The following is a 20076-nucleotide window of genomic DNA, read 5'->3' as shown; positions in this document are numbered from 1 at the left end:
TTAGAGGCAATATTATATAACACTCGTGATGTAATATACAGTTCTTACAGATTTTTATACTAAAACGCATAGTTTCCTGAAACTTTTTTACATTATATTATTGTCTTCCTAAGAATATTCTAGCTAATTAGGTTATACTATCAGTCATTGAATTGACTAACGTTTTAGGTAACCATAATGCCAAATAATACACCGATTATTTTAATTGATGGATCATCTTATCTTTACCGTGCTTTTTTTGCATGTCCTCCATTAACAAATGCCAAAGGTGAGCCAACAGGCGCTATTTTTGGTGTGATTAATATGGTTCGTAGTTTAATTAATCAATACAACTCTTCCCATATTGCTGTGGTATTTGATGCCAAAGGTGGATCATTTCGTAACGAGATCTATAGCGAATATAAAGCTACCCGAGAGGCAATGCCCGAAAATCTTCGTCCCCAAATTGAACCTATTCACACTATTTTGAAAGCCATGGGTTTACCACTACTTTGCATTGATGGTGTCGAAGCAGATGATGTTATTGGTACACTAGCTAGACAAGCAGAAAAGGAAAATCTTGAAGTGTTGATTAGTACTGGCGATAAAGACATGGCTCAGTTGGTGAGTGATAAAATCACGCTTATTAATACCATGAATAATACGATTCTTGATCCAAAAGGCGTTATGGAAAAATTTGGTGTTCCACCCGAAAAGATGATTGATTATTTAGCATTAAGAGGGGATTCTTCCGATAATATCCCTGGTGTACTGGGCATAGGGGAAAAAACGGCACAAAGTTTATTATCTGAATTTGATGGCATAAAAGATATTTATAATCGATTGGATGATATTGAAAAATTATCGATCCGAGGCGCTAAATCTTTAAAGAAAAAATTGATTGATAATCAAAATGATGCAGATCTTTCTTATTTACTCGCAACAATCAAAACCGATGTGAAGTTAGATTTTACTAATGAGCAATTATTGGTAGGGGATATTGACGTTAAGGCTCTAATTGAGTTGTTTAAGTACTATGGTTTTCATCGTTGGCAAAAAGAATTAATTGGCGGTACTTTTTTAAAACAGCAAAAAAATACTGTGGTAGAAGCCGATGATAATTTCTTCTTCTCTACTCAAGAAGAACAACTTACACCAACTTCACAAAACACAGAAACTGATTATCAATGCATATTAACCAATGAACAACTAGATGAATGGCTTGTAAAATTAACAAATAGCAAGCAATTCGCGTTTGATACTGAAACCGATAATGTAGATCATGTGCATGCTAAATTAGTAGGCATATCACTCAGTGTTGAACCTTATCAAGCGGCTTATATTCCACTTGCTCACCAATATTTAGGTGTTCCGAAGCAATTGCCGCTCAATGATGTTTTAGCTAAATTAAAACCGATATTTGAAAATCCAAAAATCAAAAAAATTGCCCAAAATGCAAAATTTGATTACAGCGTGCTGGCAAACTATGGCATAACTGTGCAAGGGATTGCTTTTGATACCATGATTGAATCTTATGTATTAAACAGTAATGACCGTCATGATATGGATAGTTTGGCAAATCGCTATTTGAATCACAAAACCATTACTTATGATGAGTTAACTAAATTTGATAAAATTCGAGTGACTATTGATAATATTGATGTAATAAAAACGACGCAATATGCTGCTGAAGATGCCGATATCACGTTACAATTGCATAATAAGTTATGGCCTGATCTTGAACGAGACCAAAAATTAAAAAATCTATTCACTAATATTGAAATGCCACTCACCATTATAATAGCCGAAATGGAAAGAACCGGTGTTTTGATTGATGCCAAGTTATTAAATAAGCATTCTACTGAATTGAACAACAAATTGAACGAAATTCAAGAAAGATTACAATTGTTGGCAGGTGAAAATTTTAATCCCGCATCACCTAAACAAATTCAAGCTCTTTTATTTGATAAGCATCAATTACCGATACTCAAAAAGACGCCAAAAGGCGAACCGTCAACTAGTGAAGATGTTTTGAGTGAGCTCGCTAATCAATACGAATTGCCGCGCATGATTTTGCTTTATCGTAGTTTAGCTAAGTTAAAAAATACTTATACCGATAAATTACCATTGATGATTAGCCCTATCGATCATCGGATCCACACTAATTATAATCAAATCGGTACAATAACGGGTCGATTGTCGTCAAATGAGCCAAATTTACAACATATTCCAGTGAGAACCGAAGAAGGGCGCCGAATTCGACAGGCATTTGTTGCGCCAAAAGGTTATAAGATTATTTCTGCTGATTATTCGCAAATTGAATTACGTATCATGGCGCATCTATCACAAGATAAAAGCTTACTTAACGCTTTTGCTAACGATAAAGATATTCACCGAGTGACAGCTAGCGAAATTTTAGATAAATCTGAATCTGAAGTCACTTTTGAAGAGCGAAGACGGGCAAAAGCAGTTAATTTTGGATTAATTTACGGTATGAGTGCTTTTGGTTTATCTAAACAAATTAATATTACTCGTAAAGAAGCAAGCTTTTATATCGATCGCTATTTTGAACGTTACCCAGGCGTTCAAACTTATATGGACGAAACCCGCCAGCAAGCAGCAGAACAAGGTTATATTGAAACTTTATCTGGTCGACGTTTGTATCTTCCTAAAATTAAATCAGGAAGTGGTATTGAACGTCGCGGTGCTGAGCGTGCCGCTATTAATGCGCCAATGCAAGGCACGGCGGCCGATATTATCAAAACAGCGATGATTAAGGTAAGTGAATGGATTAAAAGCCTACCTGTAGGTAATATTAGGATGGTGATGCAAGTCCACGATGAACTCGTATTTGAAGTAAAAGAGGAATTGGTTGAACAGTATCGAACTCAAATAAAATCGATTATGGAAAATTGTTATCAGCTATCTATACCATTAAAAGTGGATGTCGGCGTGGGTGATAACTGGGATGAAGCACACTAATGAGGCTAGATCAGCACTAAATAAATCAGCCTTGACTTAAATAAAATGGCTAAGTGTTAATTTTATACTGAAACACATGCTTTTCTGAAACTTTTTTACACAGCATGGCTTAATTTTCTAACATTAATGGTACTATTGCCGAAACCTTTCGGCGTGTTAGAATAGGTAACTAAATCAAATTTATATCAAAATGTTATTCTGTCAGAGCAACAGGCAGAATAAGAAAAGGGAGCGCAAGCCGCAGTCTGGTTAATTAGGCGCTCGTTTTTGTTATTTTTAGGATTATTTCATGAAAATCAAAACCCGTTTTGCACCCAGCCCAACAGGCTATTTACACGTAGGTGGTGCTCGTACTGCACTTTATTCTTGGCTTTATACTCGCCATGCAAAAGGTACATTTGTATTACGTATTGAAGATACCGATCTTGAACGCTCAACACCAGAAGCGATTGAAGCGATTATGGAGGGTATGAATTGGTTAAAATTATCATGGGATGAAGGTCCTTATTATCAAACTAAACGTTTTGGTCGTTACCATCAAGTCATTGATGAAATGTTAGTTAAAGGTACCGCTTATCGTTGTTACTGTTCTAAAGAACGTCTTGAAAAATTGCGTGAAGAACAAATGGCAAAAGGTGAAAAAGCGCGTTACGATGGCCATTGTCGTTGTGATTCGGTACAAAAAGAACATTCTCATGATGAACCTCATGTTGTTCGTTTTGCTAATCCTATTGATGGTACTGTTATCTTTAATGATTTAATTCGTGGACCAATTGAGATTGCCAATAAAGAGCTTGATGATCTTATTATTCGTCGCACTGACGGTTCACCAACTTATAATTTCTGTGTGGTTGTTGATGATTGGGATATGGAAATTACCCATGTTATTCGTGGTGAAGATCATATCAACAACACGCCTCGCCAGATCAACATTCTCAAAGCGTTAGGTGCGCCATTGCCTGAATATGGGCATGTTTCGATGATTTTAGGGGATGATGGACAAAAATTATCTAAGCGTCATGGTGCGGTCAGTGTAATGCAATATCGTGATGACGGTTATTTACCCGAAGCGCTACTTAACTATTTAGTACGCCTTGGTTGGTCACATGGCGATCAAGAGATATTCTCTGTGCCCGAAATGATTAGTTATTTTTCATTAGATGCGGTGAGTAAATCAGCCAGTGCATTTAATACTGAAAAACTACTTTGGTTAAATCACCATTATATTAATCAGTTAGATGCAGATTATGTTGCTCAGCATTTAGTTTGGCATATGAATCAACAAGGCTATGATTTAGCTAATGGTCCCGATCTCATTACAATTATTAAGCTATTTGGCGAACGTTGTAAAACACTAAAAGAAATGGCTGAATCTTGTTCTTATTGTTATCAAGACTTTGCTGAGTTTGATGCTGATGCAGCTAAAAAACATTTACGTCCAGTCGCCAAAGAGCCATTAGAAACAATTAAAGCAAAAATTGAAGCGATTGCTGATTTTGATTGGCAAATTGATAAAATTCACCATGCCATTGAAGCAACGGCAACTGAGCTTGATGTTGGCATGGGAAAAGTTGGCATGCCGCTACGCGTTGCCGTAACAGGCATCGGGCAATCACCATCGGTTGATGCGACTGTTTTTGCAGTTGGTAAAAAGCGCACGCTTACTAGAATTAATAAGGCGCTGGCATATATTACACAGCGAGAACAATCTCAAAATTAATAGACATTTATTGCAGGGGATACCCTGCAATTATTTTTGCCAAATCGAGAACTACTATGGTTCGCTTAAAAAAACGCTATTGGATCTCACTGAGTATCTTATTTTTGATCGTACTATTTTGCTTGTATGGATGGCGTTATTGGCAGTCATTCAAGCAGAAACATGGGATTATGGTCGACTGGCATGGTGCTAGCATTGGTTTTAAAGGTCTTACTTTTGATGAGCTTACTGTAAGTAAGCAATCTCAAATCTTTATAACGGCTAGAAATGTGTTAATTTCGTGGTCACATTTATCAGCAAACAATTTGGATGTTCACTGGCAAATAAATCAATCTGAAACGGTTTTAGATTCTGTCGGCAACGTAGTTGATACTGCTACTGAAAATCTTAATCAATCCGATCTTGATCTCTCTTTGATTCCAACGATTATTTATTGGTCACCTAAGACAATTCATATAGATACATTGCGATTTTATGAACAAGATAAAGAACAATTAGATTTAAAAGTCGATATCAGTAAACAGCAGCAAGCTATACAACTTAATCTATCAACCAATACTCAAGATATCGCACAATTATCAGCAACTTTATTCTTTGATCAAACTGCTTCACAGTTTAATGTACAAAACGGTCTTTTTAAGACATCTTTAAATCAATTTGGTCTAAAAAATAGTCATGTAACATTGCCATTTACTGGCTGGGTATCTGGTAATCAATTGGCGTTAATGACTTCAGATAAAGCTTCAATTAACATAGAAAAGACGAATCTTTCTAACGATTTAATCCTTGACTCTGCCGCAGGAAATTTGAACATTCAACTTGAATCAAAAATTCCATTTGATCGTAATCAACTCTTTGTTACAGCAATGCTAACGATTAATAAACTCAATGGTATTTATAAAAGTAGTGAAATCAAATCGGTGACAGGTGATATCAATATGATTGTTAAAGATAACCGATTTACGATTTCGACGCCAGTGTTAAATGTCCAAGAAGTAAATATGGGTATCGCCTTTAAAAAGGTAAAATTAGTGGGTAGTTATTCCGCTTCATTTAAAGCACCTAGCAAAGGCATAGTGACTTGGAAAAAGCTTCAAGCTGATATTTTTTCTGGTTCAGTTTTTATTGAACCGAGTAAATTGAATTTAGCTAAATTACCCCAACAATTAAATTTAAAGATAAAACAGATACAATTAAAAGATATTCTTGCTAAATATCCAACCGAAGGACTTGCTGGCGACGGTACGATTGATGGTTTTTTACCAATTACATTATTAAAAGCGAAAACTAAGAGTGAAGCAGCATTTGAAGTGGCAATTAAAAATGGGCAGCTAACTACAATTAATCAAGGTTATTTACAGTTTGAAAATTCAGCCTTAAAAAATTATGCGCAAAGTAACCCAAATATGAAAATACTCACTGATATTATTAAAAACTTTCATTATACTAAATTACAAGGTACAGTTGATTACGCTAACGACATTGCGAAATTGAAATTGAATATTCAAGGAAGTAATTTAGATGTTGAAAATGGCAAAGCAGTGAATTTAAATATCAATCTTGAAGAAAATATGGCTAAATTGCTGATGAGCTTACAGTTATCTGATCAAATTAGTGAGCCAGTTCGTAAACGAATTCAAGCCCGTTTAAAAAAGGAAGCTTCAAAATAAGAGGTCATTTTATGATACGAAATGTTATTGCAATAATGATGCTAAGTAGTGCGTTAATCGGATGTTCGCCAACAGTAAAAGTGCAAGCGCCGAGCGAACCCATTAATATCAATTTGAATGTTAAGATAGACCACGAAATTAATATTAAGGTTGATAAGGCGTTAGATAATATCATCAATAAATCTGGATTATATTAAATTAATCGGTTTTATTTTCATCTATCGATTTGAATGTAACTAATAGAAAAATCTGGATCCGCATTTAAATTAATAAAATATGATGTATTTATTAAGGAGTTTGTTATGACTATTTGTAAAAAAGCAACTGTAGCATTATTGTCTGTCGTTTTATCTTTTTCTGCGTTTGCATTAAATTTAGAGCAAGCTATGGATTCATTGAGTCAAGCCAAAGCACAAGGGGTTGTTGGTGAACAGGCTGATGGTTATTTAGGTGTTGTGAAAAATGAAGGTAATGCCACTGAAATTGCGCAACTGATTAATCAAGCTCGTAAAGCACAGTATCAAAAAGTATCCGCTGAAAGCAATGTTCCTTTAAGTGAAGTAGAAAAAAAAGCGGGTAGTAAAGCGCAAGAAAAGACCCCAGCAGGTCAATATATAAAGCAACAAGGTCAATGGCTAAAAAAATAATGATTACTTTTTGCAATGATAGAAAAAGTATAATGACATTGCGCTTTAATTGTGTATTATTAGTGTGTATGCTGTTTATTTAAATATTTATTCATCCTCTTTCTTTTATTTAATAAAAATAAAAAATAGTGTGAAATTTTTATATAGTTAGTTTTTTACTTGTAATAGTATCGCTTATGCGATTTGAAATGGAGAAAATCAATGTGTTCGATTTTAGGTATTCTTGATATTAAATCAGATCCAGAACAACTACGAACAAAAGCATTAGAGCTATCATGTCTACAGCGTCATCGTGGTCCTGATTGGTCTGGTATTTTTGCGTCTGATAAAGCTATCCTTGCTCATGAACGTTTATCAATTGTGGATGTTAATACCGGATCTCAGCCTCTTTATAATAAAGATAAAACCCTAGTTTTAGCGGTGAATGGCGAAATTTATAATCATCAAGAACTCCGAAATCAGTACAAAGATCGTTATGAGTTTCAAACTGGTTCAGATTGTGAAGTGATTCTTGCTTTATATCAAGAAAAGGGTATTGACTGCCTTGATGAATTACAAGGCATGTTTGCTTTTATCCTTTATGATATTAATAAAGGTAGCTATTTTATTGGTCGTGACCATATTGGTATTATTCCAATGTATACCGGTTATGACGAAAATGGTACATTTTATGTTGCCTCTGAAATGAAAGCGCTTGTGCCTGTTTGTAAAACGATTGAAGCTTTTCCTCCGGGGTGCTATCTATCTAGTACTGACGGTGAAATCAAAACCTATTACAAACGTGACTGGATGGATTATGACAACGTTAAAGATAATAAAGCAGACATCAATGAACTTCGTGTTGCATTAGAAGAGTCAGTAAAAAGTCATTTAATGTCTGATGTTCCTTATGGGGTATTATTATCAGGTGGACTTGATTCTTCAGTCATTTCAGCAATCACTAAAAAATTCTCTGCTCGTCGTGTTGAAGATCACGAAAAATCGGCAGCATGGTGGCCACAGTTACACTCATTTGCTGTTGGTCTAAAAGGCGCACCCGATCTTAAAGCTGCACAAGCGGTTGCGGATCATTTAGGTACAGTTCATCACGAAATTAACTTTACCATTCAAGAAGGTATTGATGCGATTCGTGATGTGATTTATTTTATCGAAACCTATGATGTAACAACCATTCGCGCGTCCACTCCAATGTATTTAATGGCGCGTAAAATCAAAGCCATGGGCATTAAAATGGTACTTTCTGGTGAGGGTGCTGATGAAGTGTTTGGTGGTTACCTTTATTTCCACAAAGCACCAAATGCCAAAGAGTTCCATGAAGAAACCGTACGCAAATTAGCTGCGTTACATATGTATGATTGTGCTCGTGCTAATAAGGCGATGGCGGCATGGGGCGTTGAAGCTCGAGTTCCATTCCTTGATAAGAAATTCTTAGATGTTGCTATGCGCATTAATCCAAAAGATAAAATGTGTGGCAGTAATGGCAAAATGGAAAAACACATTGTTCGCGAAGCATTTGAGTCTTATTTACCAGCATCGGTTGTTTGGCGTCAAAAAGAACAATTCTCTGACGGTGTGGGTTATAGCTGGATTGATACATTAAAAGAGATTGCCGAAAGTAAAATTACTGATCAGCAATTAGAAAATGCAAAATTCCGTTTCCCATACAATACGCCGACTTCAAAAGAAGCCTATATGTATCGTGAGATTTTTAATGAACTATTCCCACTGGAAAGTGCAGCACATTGCGTGCCGGGTGGTCCAACAGTTGCTTGCTCAACTGCGAAAGCAATTGAATGGGATGAATCATTTAAAAACCTAAATGATCCATCTGGACGTGCAGCGGTTGGTGTTCATAATGATGCATATAAAAAATAATTAATAATAAAACCTAATAAAAAACGGGGATAATTCCCCGTTTTTTAATTATTGAAATTAAGTAAAATTTATTAATGTGCAGCGCCTTTTGGTGCACCAATCGGTAAAATGGTACGACCATATTGTTCGTTAATTACTTCTGCCATTGCTAAATAAACAGCACTTGCTCCACAAATAATGCCTTCAAAACCGGCAATATGGATAATGTCATGATTACCTGAAATATTACCAATAGCTAATAAAGCAAATAAAACCGTTAAACTGGCAAAAACAAATTGTAATGCGCGGTTACCTTTTAATGTACCAATAAACATGAAGCCAGTAAAAATTCCCCATAAAGCAAGGAAAATACCAACAAAGGTAGCATCAGATGGTGCTGTCGCTGGTGAAGTTGGTAAATACCAAATACCCACTAACACAATCCAAAAGAAACCATAAGAAGTAAATGCTGTTGTACCAAACGTATTGCCTTTTCGAAATTCTAAAATGCCAGCAATGACTTGTGCAAGACCACCATAAAAAATACCCATTGAGACAATAACTGTCATAGCTGGGAAAAATCCAGCATTATGAATATTTAATAAAATTGTTGTCATACCAAATCCCATTAAACCAAGTGGGCCAGGATTTGCAAGTTTTGTTTGTTCCATAAGGATCCTATAAGTTAAGTTTGATGATTAAAAAAGAGCGGCAATGATAAGTGCAGAAAACGCGATAATCAAGATTTCAGGGAAAATTATTTTTTTGCCCCCCTTGATATTAATAATAATGTTCCCATTTATGTGAAAACAAAAACATTTCTTTGTGAAATAAAGGCTTGAAAATTAATATTTAAGACCTATATACAAGAAATAAAATACAGATTTTGAGGAGAAAAGATTATGGGTAAAATTATTGGTATTGATTTAGGTACAACAAATTCATGTGTTGCTGTAATGGACAATGGCCAAGCAAAAGTATTAGAAAATGCAGAAGGCGATCGCACAACCCCTTCCATTATTGCTTATACTCAAGATGGTGAAATCTTAGTTGGTCAACCAGCAAAACGTCAAGCAGTAACCAATCCACAAAATACATTATTTGCAATTAAACGTTTAATTGGTCGTCGTTTTGAAGATGCCGAAGTACAACGCGATGTTAGCATCATGCCATATAAAATTGTAAAAGCCGATAATGGTGATGCATGGGTTGATGTTAAAGGTCAAAAAATTGCGCCACCACAAATTTCTGCTGAAGTGTTAAAGAAAATGAAAAAAACAGCAGAAGATTATCTTGGCGAAGCAGTGACAGAAGCGGTAATTACTGTTCCAGCTTACTTTAACGATGCACAACGTCAAGCAACCAAAGATGCTGGTCGTATTGCAGGACTTGATGTAAAACGTATCATCAACGAACCAACAGCTGCAGCACTTGCTTATGGTTTAGATAAAGATGTAGGTAACCGTACTATTGCTGTTTACGACCTTGGTGGTGGTACATTTGATATTTCTATTATCGAAATCGACGATGTTGATGGCGAAAAAACTTTTGAAGTATTAGCAACAAATGGTGATACTCACTTAGGTGGTGAAGATTTTGACTCACGTTTAATCAACTATTTAGTTGACGAATTTAAACGTGAACAAAACTTCGATTTAAAAAATGATCCGCTTGCAATGCAACGTTTAAAAGAAGCAGCAGAAAAAGCAAAAATTGAATTATCATCAGCGCAACAAACTGATATTAATTTACCGTATATTACTGCTGATGCAAGTGGTCCAAAACATTTAAATATCAAAGTAACACGCGCTAAACTTGAGTCTTTAGTTGAAGATTTAGTTAAACGTTCAATGGATCCTGTAAAAACAGCATTACAAGATGCAGGTCTTTCTGTTTCGGACATTAAAGACGTTATTCTTGTTGGTGGTCAAACTCGTATGCCAATGGTTCAAAAAGCGGTTGCTGACTTCTTTGGTAAAGAGCCACGTAAAGATGTAAACCCTGACGAAGCGGTTGCAGTTGGTGCAGCTGTTCAAGGTGGTGTACTTGGTGGTGATGTTAAAGATGTGTTATTACTTGATGTTACCCCATTGTCTTTAGGTATTGAGACTATGGGTGGCGTTATGACAACTTTAATTGAAAAGAACACAACTATTCCAACTAAACATAGTCAAGTGTTCTCAACTGCTGAAGATAATCAATCAGCTGTAACCATTCATGTGTTACAAGGTGAACGTAAACGTGCGGGTGATAACAAATCATTAGGTCAATTCAATCTAGATGGTATTCAAGCTGCACCTCGCGGTATGCCACAAATTGAAGTTACTTTTGATATTGATGCTGACGGTATTTTACATGTATCTGCGAAAGACAAAAATACTGGACGTGAACAAAAAATTACCATTAAAGCCTCTTCAGGATTAAGTGAAGAAGAGATTCAAAAAATGGTAAATGATGCGGAAGCTAATGCTGATGCAGACCGTAAATTTGAAGAGCTAGCTCAAACTCGTAACCAAGCCGATCATCTTGTTCACACAACACGTAAACAAGTGACTGAAGCTGGTGATCAGTTATCAGCTGATGATAAAAAAGCAATTGAAGATGCAGTAAGTGCTTTAGAAGTTGCCGCTCGTGGCGAAGATAAAGCAGAAATTGAAGCAAAAATTAATGCATTAATGGAAGCTTCTAAAAAATTGCTTGAATTAGCACAACAACAAGCCCAAGCAGCTCAAGGTGCGGGTCAAGCAAATAGTGGAAACACTAATGCGCAAGATGATGTTGTTGATGCAGACTTCAAAGAAGTTGATGATGATAAAAAATAAACATTAACTACAATGTTTTTTAATGAGTTATTTCAACAAGTTTTAAACATATAACAAGTTAAACGGGCGCGAGGTAACTCAAGCCCGTTTAGTTGTTTATACAATCATAAAAAATAAAGGTCAATTATGGCGAAGAAAGATTATTATGAAACATTGGGCGTCAGTAAAAGTGCCAGTGAAAGTGAGATAAAAAAAGCCTATAAACGCCTAGCGATGAAATATCATCCTGATAAAAATCAAGATAACAAAGCCGAAGCCGAAGCAAAGTTCAAAGAGGTGAAAGAAGCTTACGAAATCCTAACTGATCCGCAAAAAAAAGCGGCTTATGATCAATATGGTCATGCTGCTTTTGAACAAGGACAGGGTGGATCGGGTGGATTCGGCGGATTTGGTGGCTTTGGCGGTGGTGCGTTCGACGATATATTCAGTGATTTTTTTGGTGGCGGTCGTGGGCGCAGTCAAACCGCATCTCGTGGCAATGACTTACAATACAATATCACCCTAACATTAGAAGAAGCCGCGGCAGGTGTTAGTAAAGAAATTAAAGTACTAACTTGGGTAAGTTGTGATACTTGCCATGGGCAAGGCGCTGAAAAATCTTCTGATGTGGTCACGTGTAATACCTGTCATGGTGCAGGTGTTGTACAAATGCGACAAGGTTTTTTTGCCGTGCAACAAGAGTGCCCAACTTGTCATGGACGGGGTAAAGTGGTTAAAAATCCATGTAAAAAATGTCATGGTGAAGGTCGCGTTGAAAAAACGAAAACATTGTCTGTTACTATTCCAGCGGGAGTTGATACTGGCAACCGTATCCGATTATCTGGTGAGGGCGAAGCCGGTTTAAATGGTGCACCATCAGGTGATTTATATGTTCAAATGCAAATTAAACCGCATGCTATTTTTGAGCGAGACGGCACCAATCTGCATTGCGAAATTCCAATTAATATTGCATTGGCATCACTCGGTGGCGAAGTTGAAGTACCAACCCTTAATGGCAAGGTCAGCTTAACGATTCCTGCTGAAACACAGACTGGTAAAATGTTCCGACTACGAGGTAAAGGCGTCAAATCATTACGCGGTAGTGCGGTAGGTGATCTTTACTGTCATGTTGTGGTTGAAACGCCAGTTAACCTAACGAGCAAACAAAAAGAGCTGCTTAAAGAATTAGGTGAAAGCTTTAAAGCCGATAAAAACTCTAAACATAGCCCCAAAGAAAAAAGCTTCTTTGACAAAGTGAAAAAGTTTTTTGAATAAAGCTAATCATAGTTGAAATAATAGCGAGATTAGGTTACTAATCTCGCATTTTATTTTTATATTATTGTTTAATTTTAATATTTTTTACTTTCCTATTTCCATAAAATAAAATTTCCTTACAGCAATATTTAAATTAATAACCTTATTAGATAATCGATATTTATTAACTTTAAATGAATATAGTATACATTAGTTAAATTATTAATATTAGTTTTGTATGATTTTAATGACATGAAAGGAATAATATATATGTTTTTTAAAAAGTTTTGGAAAAAATTACCGCCTGATATTAAAGACACACCAAAAGAGAAACAAAGCTCACAAGATCATTTAAGTGTGATAATTCACGATTTTTGGCAACAGGTAAAGAAATCTGAACAATCTCTTAATGAACTTGAACTTATCGATATAATGGAAAATATCAATAAGCTATTAGATGAAAATCAGTTAGATGTCATTGCTGAAATTACTGTAGGGGATGCTAAGAAGCATAAAATTATTTTTACCGCGGATGGAAAAATTGATCGATTCGAGTATGTAATGGAAATTTCCCGACAAGCACCTGATCTTCAGTTTTTCGAAGTAGAAGCATTTCGTCAGCGCATTAATAATGTAGATACCTTTGTTATAAAATCTAAAGAGAGTTCTTTCTCATTAGGTGCAACTGATTTATTAATTCAATATAAAGAAAGTTATCGTAAAATATCTATTGGCATTATGTTCGCTAAGACTGCTCCCGAAGATATGATAAAACAAGCAGAAACGATGGCATTGATTTATCTCGATCATCTATTGGGTGAATATGATTTTGCTATTAGAGTAGAATCTATTGAGTTTTTAAGGACAGATCAGAATGTTGCGACAGTTCCTGCTAACCAATTTGTAACTATTTTTGATCGATTATGGAAAGAAGATTTAAAACACACAGGTGTACTTAATGCTCAAGAGGATCAATGGATTGTATTTGAATTAACGGATCTTAAAATGTTAGTGCATCGTAATGAAGCGGCTAATTCTTTGGTTGGGCATGAAAATTATTGTTATGCACTTAATGTTATTGTTGATATTGATAGTAAAGAGACTCTTTCATCTGTTTATGAATTAGAAGATGCTATTAATCTTGCTTTACGTGCTGATGAGCGAGGTATTCATTGTCAAAATAGTTTTAGTCAAGGTGTAAGAAATATGTTATGGCATGTAGGAAATAAACACTCAGCACTTCAATTAGTGCAACAGATAACAAACCAATATAATACGTTATCAGTTAAAATTGAATGTGAGTTCGATCCTTTCTGGCGACAGTACTTACGTTGGGTTGAATGTCATCAAGCATAAAAAGTATCTACGATCAATAGATGCTTTTTCGCATAATAACTACTGCGTTAGCATATTGTGATATTTAAGTTATAAAAAAAGGATAAACTAATTACTTAGATTATCCTTTATAAAACTTAAACCCGATTTAATTAGATTTTAGTCGTAAATGTACGAGCAATAACGTCGCGTTGTTGTTCTGCTGTTAGTGAGTTAAAACGCACTGCATAACCAGAAACACGAATGGTTAATTGTGGGTATTTTTCTGGATGTTGTACGGCATCTTCCAAAGTTTCACGACGAAGAACGTTCACATTTAAGTGTTGACCGCCTTCAACTTTAATAGTTGGTGCAACATCTAATGGAACTTCACGATATTCGAATTGACCTAGTTCTGCAGTCGGGATCACTTGATCTTCTTTATAAACTGATTTAGCAGCTACACAGCGCGCTTCTTTTGTCGCGTCGTCTAATAACCAGAAAGAGTTAAGAAGTGCTGCATTGTCTGCTTTAGTAATTTGGATACCTGTAATCATTTTAAATCCTCCTAACGGGGCCTTATTGCCCTAAAATAATTAGGGTTAATATAGCACTTTGAATATTTGATTAAAGTCAAAAAAAGCTATCGATTCAATAAGTAATACCTTTGTTTAGTATTTTAGTTATGATTGTATAAACACACTTTATTATATTAATTATTTCTTGATTTATTAACCATGTCTATTGCCTTTTAAAAAATAAAGGAACGCCACTGGATATTTATTTAGTCAAACTGGTTGTGATTTAAAATATTGTCAAAATATGCCATTAGTATTGAGGCATTAAATAATGGGTTGTTATTGTATGCTTAACTGAATATTTAACAATTTTGATTTAGCGCGGTTTAAGCTGATTAGCATTAGGTTTATTATGATTTTTAGGTATAATTATTGTAATCAGCAAATAGTGTTGTTGAGTCATATAAAATTATAGTATAGGTATTGTATGAGCAATCAATTAACATGGCATGACGTTATCGGCGGTGAAAAACAGAAGCCCTATTTTCAACATATAATGCAATTTGTGGCATCTGAGCGCGCTAATGGTAAGATTGTGTATCCACCACAGCATGATGTGTTTAATGCGTTTCGTTTCACGCCATTTGATCAAATCAAAGTCGTGATTTTAGGGCAAGATCCTTATCATGGTCCTAATCAAGCCCACGGACTTTCATTTTCTGTTTTACCGGGAATTAAGCCACCGCCATCGTTAATGAATATTTATAAAGAGCTATCAACGGATATTGATGGATTTACAATTCCTTCTCATGGCTATTTAGCTTCTTGGGCGACCCAAGGCGTATTATTATTAAATAATGTGCTGACGGTTGAAGCAGGGCAGGCGCATTCTCATGCAAAAATAGGTTGGGAAACCTTTACTGACCATGTGATAGCCGCAATTGATAAGTATCTTGAGGGTGTGGTTTTTTTATTGTGGGGATCACCTGCACAAAAAAAAGGTCAGTTTATTAATCGTCAAAAGCACCATGTATTAACATCAGTGCACCCATCGCCGTTATCTGCTCATCGTGGCTTTTTGGGGTGTAAGCATTTTTCAAAAGCGAATGATCTTATTATGCAACAAGGCAAAGCAGCTATAGATTGGCAGCCAAGACTACCGGAAAAAGCGAATGAATAGCCATAAAAAACGTCGAACGGGTTTGCAAGAAATCGCTAATTTAATTGGGATTAGTAAAATGACAGTCAGTCGTTTTTTACGTGATCCTAATTTGGTCTCTAAACCTCTTCAATTGCAAATTTCAGCCGCGATAGATGAGCTTGGCTATATTCCTAATAAAGCCCCCGATATGCTGTCTAATGCCAAAAGTAATGCGATTGGTATTGTGTTTCCTTCTTTTACCAATCAAGTTTTTGCTGATATTTTAAAAGGTATTGAAATGGTGACTGATACTAGGGGATATCAAACTATGATTACCCATACTGGCTATAGTGCAGAAAAAGAAGAATCACGTTTGCGTTCACTACTTTCTTATAATATTGATGGATTAATTTTAACCGAAAGAACACATACTCCAGCAACATTAAAAATGATCGAAATTTCGGGTATACCTGTTGTTGAAATTATGGATAGCGTTTCACCTTGCATTGATATGGCGGTTGGATTTGATAATTTTACGGCGACTAAAAAGATGATTCAGCGAATGATAAATAAAGGGCGTCAAAATATTGTCTATTTTAGCGCAAGGCAAGACCAACGAAGTATTATTCGTCAACAAGGTTATGAAAAGGCAATGGAAGAAGCAGGATTAACCCCACGAACGCTAGCAACTAAAGAAGCGTCGTCTTATGAATTAGGAGCGAGATTTTTACATCAAATTTTAATGGAGTTTCCTCGTGTTGATGGTATTTTTAGTACTAATGATGACCTAGCTTTGGGGGTATTATTTGAATGTCAGCGGATGGGAATTGAAGTGCCAAAACAGATAGCTATTGTTGGATTTCATGGACATCAAATTGGTCAATTTATGAATCCTAAATTAGCGTCTATACAGACCCCCAGAATTGAAATGGGAAAAATTGCCGCAGAACTATTATTAAAACGCATTAATGGCGAGCAGGTCGATCAAAAAGTTATTGATATGCCAGTTGAGTATTTAGACGGCGAAAGTATTTGATAAAATAGAAAGTCGGATTGAGAATCATCTAACCTTACCACATTTAGTGATAAGGTTATGAGTAAATTATAAACCTTTAGGGTTTTCACCGTATTGGTTGCTACCTGGTGTTGAGTCTGTGCATGAGAAGACCAAACAATTGTACCAATCAATGGAACAATAGCAATTAATAGCCACCAACCAGATCTACCCGTATCATGTAAACGTCGTACAGCAACAGCTAAACCAGGAACAAGTAACGCTATCCAAACGATATAACTAATAATATTTAATACTGGCATTAATGAGTTACTAATTGACACAAGGATCATGCAGACAATAGTCAAAGCAAGATTCAAAAGAAAATTGAAAAGAGTAAACATCCAATATTCTTGACGACGCGCTCGCCCATTAAAATTTGCGTAATTTTTTGTAATACAATCGATAAACCAATTCATTTCTTTATATTCCTTTTATTTAAATTATTAGAGTAAATTACTTAGGCTGGCTACTCTAATGAAAAAAAAACGAAAATAAAACTGATTTTTATCATTAAATTGCTTATTTTTTATTTTGTTATCCATATTTATATTGTCGATGGGCTTGTTGATTTCAGGTTTTCATAAAGTGAGATCTATGTTAGAATCGCCCCTCAGTGGTTATTTATACCGACTAACAGATTATAGAAAATAACACTGAGGCCCTCCATGAAAATAGTTGAAGTAAAACACCCTCTTGTACGCCATAAGATTGGTTTAATGCGTGAACACGATATTAGCACCAAAGACTTTCGCGATCTTGCCAGCGAAGTTGGCAGTTTATTAACTTACGAAGCCACTGCGGATCTACCTACCGAAAAAGTAACGATCAATGGTTGGTGTGGGCCTGTTGAAGTTGAGCAAATTAAAGGTAAAAAAATTACTGTCGTGCCTATTTTACGTGCGGGCTTAGGTATGATGGATGGTGTGCTTGAGCATATTCCAAGTGCCCGTATTAGCGTTGTCGGTTTTTATCGTAACGAAGAAACGCTCGAACCTGTTCCTTATTTCCAGAAGCTAACCTCAGATATTGAAGAGCGAATAGCTTTAGTTGTGGATCCAATGCTTGCAACAGGCGGTTCAATGGTCGCGACAATCGATTTGCTTAAAAAAGCAGGTTGTAAAAATATTAAAGTATTAGTTTTGGTTGCCGCACCAGAAGGTATTAAAGTACTTGAACAAGCTCACCCTGACGTTGAACTTTATACCGCATCAATTGATGAGAGGTTGAACGAAAAAGGTTACATATTACCAGGACTTGGGGATGCTGGAGACAAAATCTTCGGCACAAAATAAAATCTCAAATTTTAGACCGGTTAAACCGGTTTTTTTATGCCTGTCAAACAGGCAAGTTATACAACAAATTTAGTTAAGTAAGAGAGGCGCGATGTGAGCAATATCACAACAGACAAAACAGAAAATATAACATCACAGCATAAGCATTCTTGGCAGGATATTTTTACTGGCGCACAAATGTTATTTGTCGCATTTGGAGCATTGGTATTAGTACCGTTGTTAACGGGGTTAAATCCCAATGTAGCGCTTTTTACTGCTGGAGTAGGTACTTTATTATTTCAATTAACCACGAAAGGTAAGGTACCGGTATTTTTAGCTTCATCATTTGCGTTTATTGCCCCTATCTCATTTGGTGTTGCGCAGTGGGGGATCCCCGCTACTTTAGGCGGTTTAGTTGCCGCCGGGTTAGTTTTTATGTTTTTTGCTTTTTTAGTCAAAATGAATGGTAGCCATGTTATTGACCGCATCTTACCGCCGGTTGTGACAGGTCCAATTATTATGGTTATTGGCTTATCGCTTGCGCCGGTTACCGTTGGGATGGCAATGGGTAAAAATAGTGGACTACAAGCTGAAAATTATCAATTGATTCTTATTTCAATGGCTTCACTATTAACAACGTTAGTGGTGGCTATTTGGGCAAAAGGTTTTTTAAAATTATTACCTATTATTTCCGGTATTGTGGTTGGTTATACGCTTTCTTGTATGTTCGGTATTGTCAATTTTCAACCGGTGATTGATGCTCCGTGGTTTAAAATACCTGATTTCACGTTTCCTGAATTTCACTGGCAAGCAATTTTGTATATGCTGCCAATTGTGATTGCACCAACCATTGAACATGTTGGTGATATTATGGCAATTAGTACTGTCACAGGTAAAGATTATACGCGTGATCCTGGCTTACAGCGCACATTACTCGGTGATGGATTGGCAACTTCGACAGCGGGATTTTTTGGTGGACCACCCTGTATTACTTATGCGGAAGTAATTGGTGCGGTAACGTTAACGCGTAATTTTAAAACTCGCGTCATGACATGGGCGGCAATTTGGGCCATTTTAATGTCTTTTATTGGCAAAATTGGTGCATTTTTAGGCTCAATTCCAACTGTAGTCATGGGGGGAATTATGGTGCTATTGTTTGGTTCCATTGCATCAGTGGGTATAAATATTTTAGTTAAACACAAAGTGGATCTTTCTGTGCCTCGAAATATGTGTATTGTCTCATTAGTTTTAGTTTTTGGGATTGGTGGAATGATTTTTGATTTTGGGTCATATGCATTACAAGGTATAAGCTTGTGTGGGATTTTAGCCATTGTGTTAAATCTGATCTTGCCACATCAAGCCAAACCGACTGATAGCCACTAAATTAATTCAACTATCGTTGACTATATTTATAGTCAACGATAGCCATAATATGGCTATGTTAACCTATTATTATAAATTCTCAATTAATCACGAAGCGGTATAGAATCCTGAATATTTTTTACAAAAATATCACTTAAAACGTGCATATCCCATTTTCATTAAAGTCACTATCTCTTTCTGTTTTCTTATGCATTGGTGGGCATGCTATTTTGTGAATTGTTGATTGATACGATGGTTATCACGGGTTATCACTAATCGATGCTACAAATTCTCAATTAATCACGAAGCGGTATAGAATCCTGAATATTTTTTACAAAAATATCACTTAAAACGTGCATATCCCATTTTCATTAAAGTCACTATCTCTTTCTGTTTTCTTATGCATTGGTGGACAAGCTATTTTGTGAATTGTTGATTGATACGATGGTTATCACAGGTTATCACTAATCGATGCTACAAATTCTCAATTAATCACGAAACGGTAT

At 35.8% G+C, this 20076-nt stretch carries 15 protein-coding genes and 1 pseudogene; 13 read left to right on the top strand and 3 right to left on the bottom strand.

The genetic code is table 11. The features are described 5' to 3' along the window. Positions 1 to 177 precede the first annotated feature (177 nt). From polA to asnB, 6 genes are all read left to right on the top strand, one after another. Positions 178 to 2961: a DNA polymerase I gene (polA, locus tag GYY69_RS05870; RefSeq protein WP_174796834.1), complete on the top strand. Its 2784-nt coding sequence runs from the start codon at positions 178 to 180 to the stop codon at positions 2959 to 2961. Positions 2962 to 3250: 289 nt separating this feature from the next. Continuing rightward, positions 3251 to 4681, top strand: coding sequence for a glutamate--tRNA ligase (gene gltX / locus GYY69_RS05865; protein WP_174796833.1), 1431 nt, complete (start codon positions 3251 to 3253; stop codon positions 4679 to 4681). A gap of 56 nt (positions 4682 to 4737) precedes the next feature. Beyond that, positions 4738 to 6351 carry an intermembrane phospholipid transport protein YdbH family protein gene (locus tag GYY69_RS05860; RefSeq protein WP_174796832.1) on the top strand — a complete coding sequence of 538 codons (1614 nt, stop codon included), beginning with the start codon at positions 4738 to 4740 and terminating at the stop codon, positions 6349 to 6351. 11 nt (positions 6352 to 6362) lie between these two features. Continuing rightward, complete coding sequence (locus GYY69_RS05855; RefSeq protein WP_174796831.1) at positions 6363 to 6548, top strand: YnbE family lipoprotein; 186 nt, start codon at positions 6363 to 6365, stop codon at positions 6546 to 6548. A 105-nt stretch (positions 6549 to 6653) separates the two neighbouring features. Then, a complete protein-coding gene (locus tag GYY69_RS05850) occupies positions 6654 to 6998 on the top strand; it encodes a YdbL family protein (protein WP_174796830.1) in 345 nt (114 codons plus the stop codon). Between the two features lie 201 nt (positions 6999 to 7199). Next, positions 7200 to 8873 carry an asparagine synthase B gene (gene asnB, locus GYY69_RS05845; protein ID WP_174796829.1) on the top strand — a complete coding sequence of 558 codons (1674 nt, stop codon included), beginning with the start codon at positions 7200 to 7202 and terminating at the stop codon, positions 8871 to 8873. A 71-nt stretch (positions 8874 to 8944) separates the two neighbouring features. Here asnB and satP read toward each other — a convergent pair whose 3' ends face one another. After that, entirely contained in the window at positions 8945 to 9523 is a 579-nt protein-coding gene (gene satP / locus GYY69_RS05840; protein WP_174796828.1) for an acetate uptake transporter, read from the bottom strand. Positions 9524 to 9754: 231 nt separating this feature from the next. Here satP and dnaK point away from each other — a divergent pair, with 231 nt between their 5' ends. From dnaK to GYY69_RS05825, 3 genes are all read left to right on the top strand, one after another. Next, on the top strand, positions 9755 to 11674 hold the full coding sequence (dnaK, locus tag GYY69_RS05835; RefSeq protein WP_174796827.1) for a molecular chaperone DnaK: 1920 nt from the start codon (positions 9755 to 9757) through the stop codon (positions 11672 to 11674). 126 nt (positions 11675 to 11800) lie between these two features. Beyond that, positions 11801 to 12928 carry a molecular chaperone DnaJ gene (dnaJ, locus tag GYY69_RS05830; protein ID WP_174796826.1) on the top strand — a complete coding sequence of 376 codons (1128 nt, stop codon included), beginning with the start codon at positions 11801 to 11803 and terminating at the stop codon, positions 12926 to 12928. Positions 12929 to 13177: 249 nt separating this feature from the next. Continuing rightward, positions 13178 to 14263 carry a DUF695 domain-containing protein gene (locus tag GYY69_RS05825; RefSeq protein ID WP_174796825.1) on the top strand — a complete coding sequence of 362 codons (1086 nt, stop codon included), beginning with the start codon at positions 13178 to 13180 and terminating at the stop codon, positions 14261 to 14263. Between the two features lie 131 nt (positions 14264 to 14394). Here the strand turns inward: GYY69_RS05825 and grcA are convergent, their stop codons facing one another. Beyond that, positions 14395 to 14778 carry an autonomous glycyl radical cofactor GrcA gene (gene grcA, locus GYY69_RS05820; protein ID WP_174796824.1) on the bottom strand — a complete coding sequence of 128 codons (384 nt, stop codon included), beginning with the start codon at positions 14776 to 14778 and terminating at the stop codon, positions 14395 to 14397. 448 nt (positions 14779 to 15226) lie between these two features. On the opposite strand from grcA, the gene ung reads away from it, so the two are divergent. Further along, positions 15227 to 15919 carry a uracil-DNA glycosylase gene (ung, locus tag GYY69_RS05815; protein WP_174796823.1) on the top strand — a complete coding sequence of 231 codons (693 nt, stop codon included), beginning with the start codon at positions 15227 to 15229 and terminating at the stop codon, positions 15917 to 15919. Continuing rightward, the gene (gntR, locus tag GYY69_RS05810) at positions 15912 to 16916 is read left to right on the top strand and encodes a gluconate operon transcriptional repressor GntR (RefSeq protein WP_174796822.1); all 1005 of its coding nucleotides are present in this window, start codon (positions 15912 to 15914) and stop codon (positions 16914 to 16916) included. Before ung ends, gntR begins: the two co-directional genes overlap by 8 nt. 66 nt (positions 16917 to 16982) lie before the next feature. Here the strand turns inward: gntR and GYY69_RS05805 are convergent. Then, positions 16983 to 17353, bottom strand: a pseudogene (locus tag GYY69_RS05805) (DUF805 domain-containing protein). A gap of 249 nt (positions 17354 to 17602) precedes the next feature. On the opposite strand from GYY69_RS05805, the gene upp reads away from it, so the two are divergent. Together upp and GYY69_RS05795 are read left to right on the top strand one after the other, a co-directional pair. Then, positions 17603 to 18229 (top strand): uracil phosphoribosyltransferase, encoded by a 627-nt coding sequence (gene upp, locus GYY69_RS05800; RefSeq protein ID WP_174796821.1) that lies wholly within the window; start codon positions 17603 to 17605, stop codon positions 18227 to 18229. A gap of 126 nt (positions 18230 to 18355) precedes the next feature. Beyond that, positions 18356 to 19591: a solute carrier family 23 protein gene (locus GYY69_RS05795; RefSeq protein ID WP_174796856.1), complete on the top strand. Its 1236-nt coding sequence runs from the start codon at positions 18356 to 18358 to the stop codon at positions 19589 to 19591. Positions 19592 to 20076 lie beyond the last annotated feature (485 nt).

Source organism: Gilliamella sp. ESL0250 (genome assembly GCF_013345045.1).
Taxonomy (GTDB): domain Bacteria; phylum Pseudomonadota; class Gammaproteobacteria; order Enterobacterales; family Orbaceae; genus Gilliamella; species Gilliamella apicola_H.
Note: the sequence above shows the minus strand (reverse complement) of the source record. Positions and strands in the feature narration are given on the sequence as shown.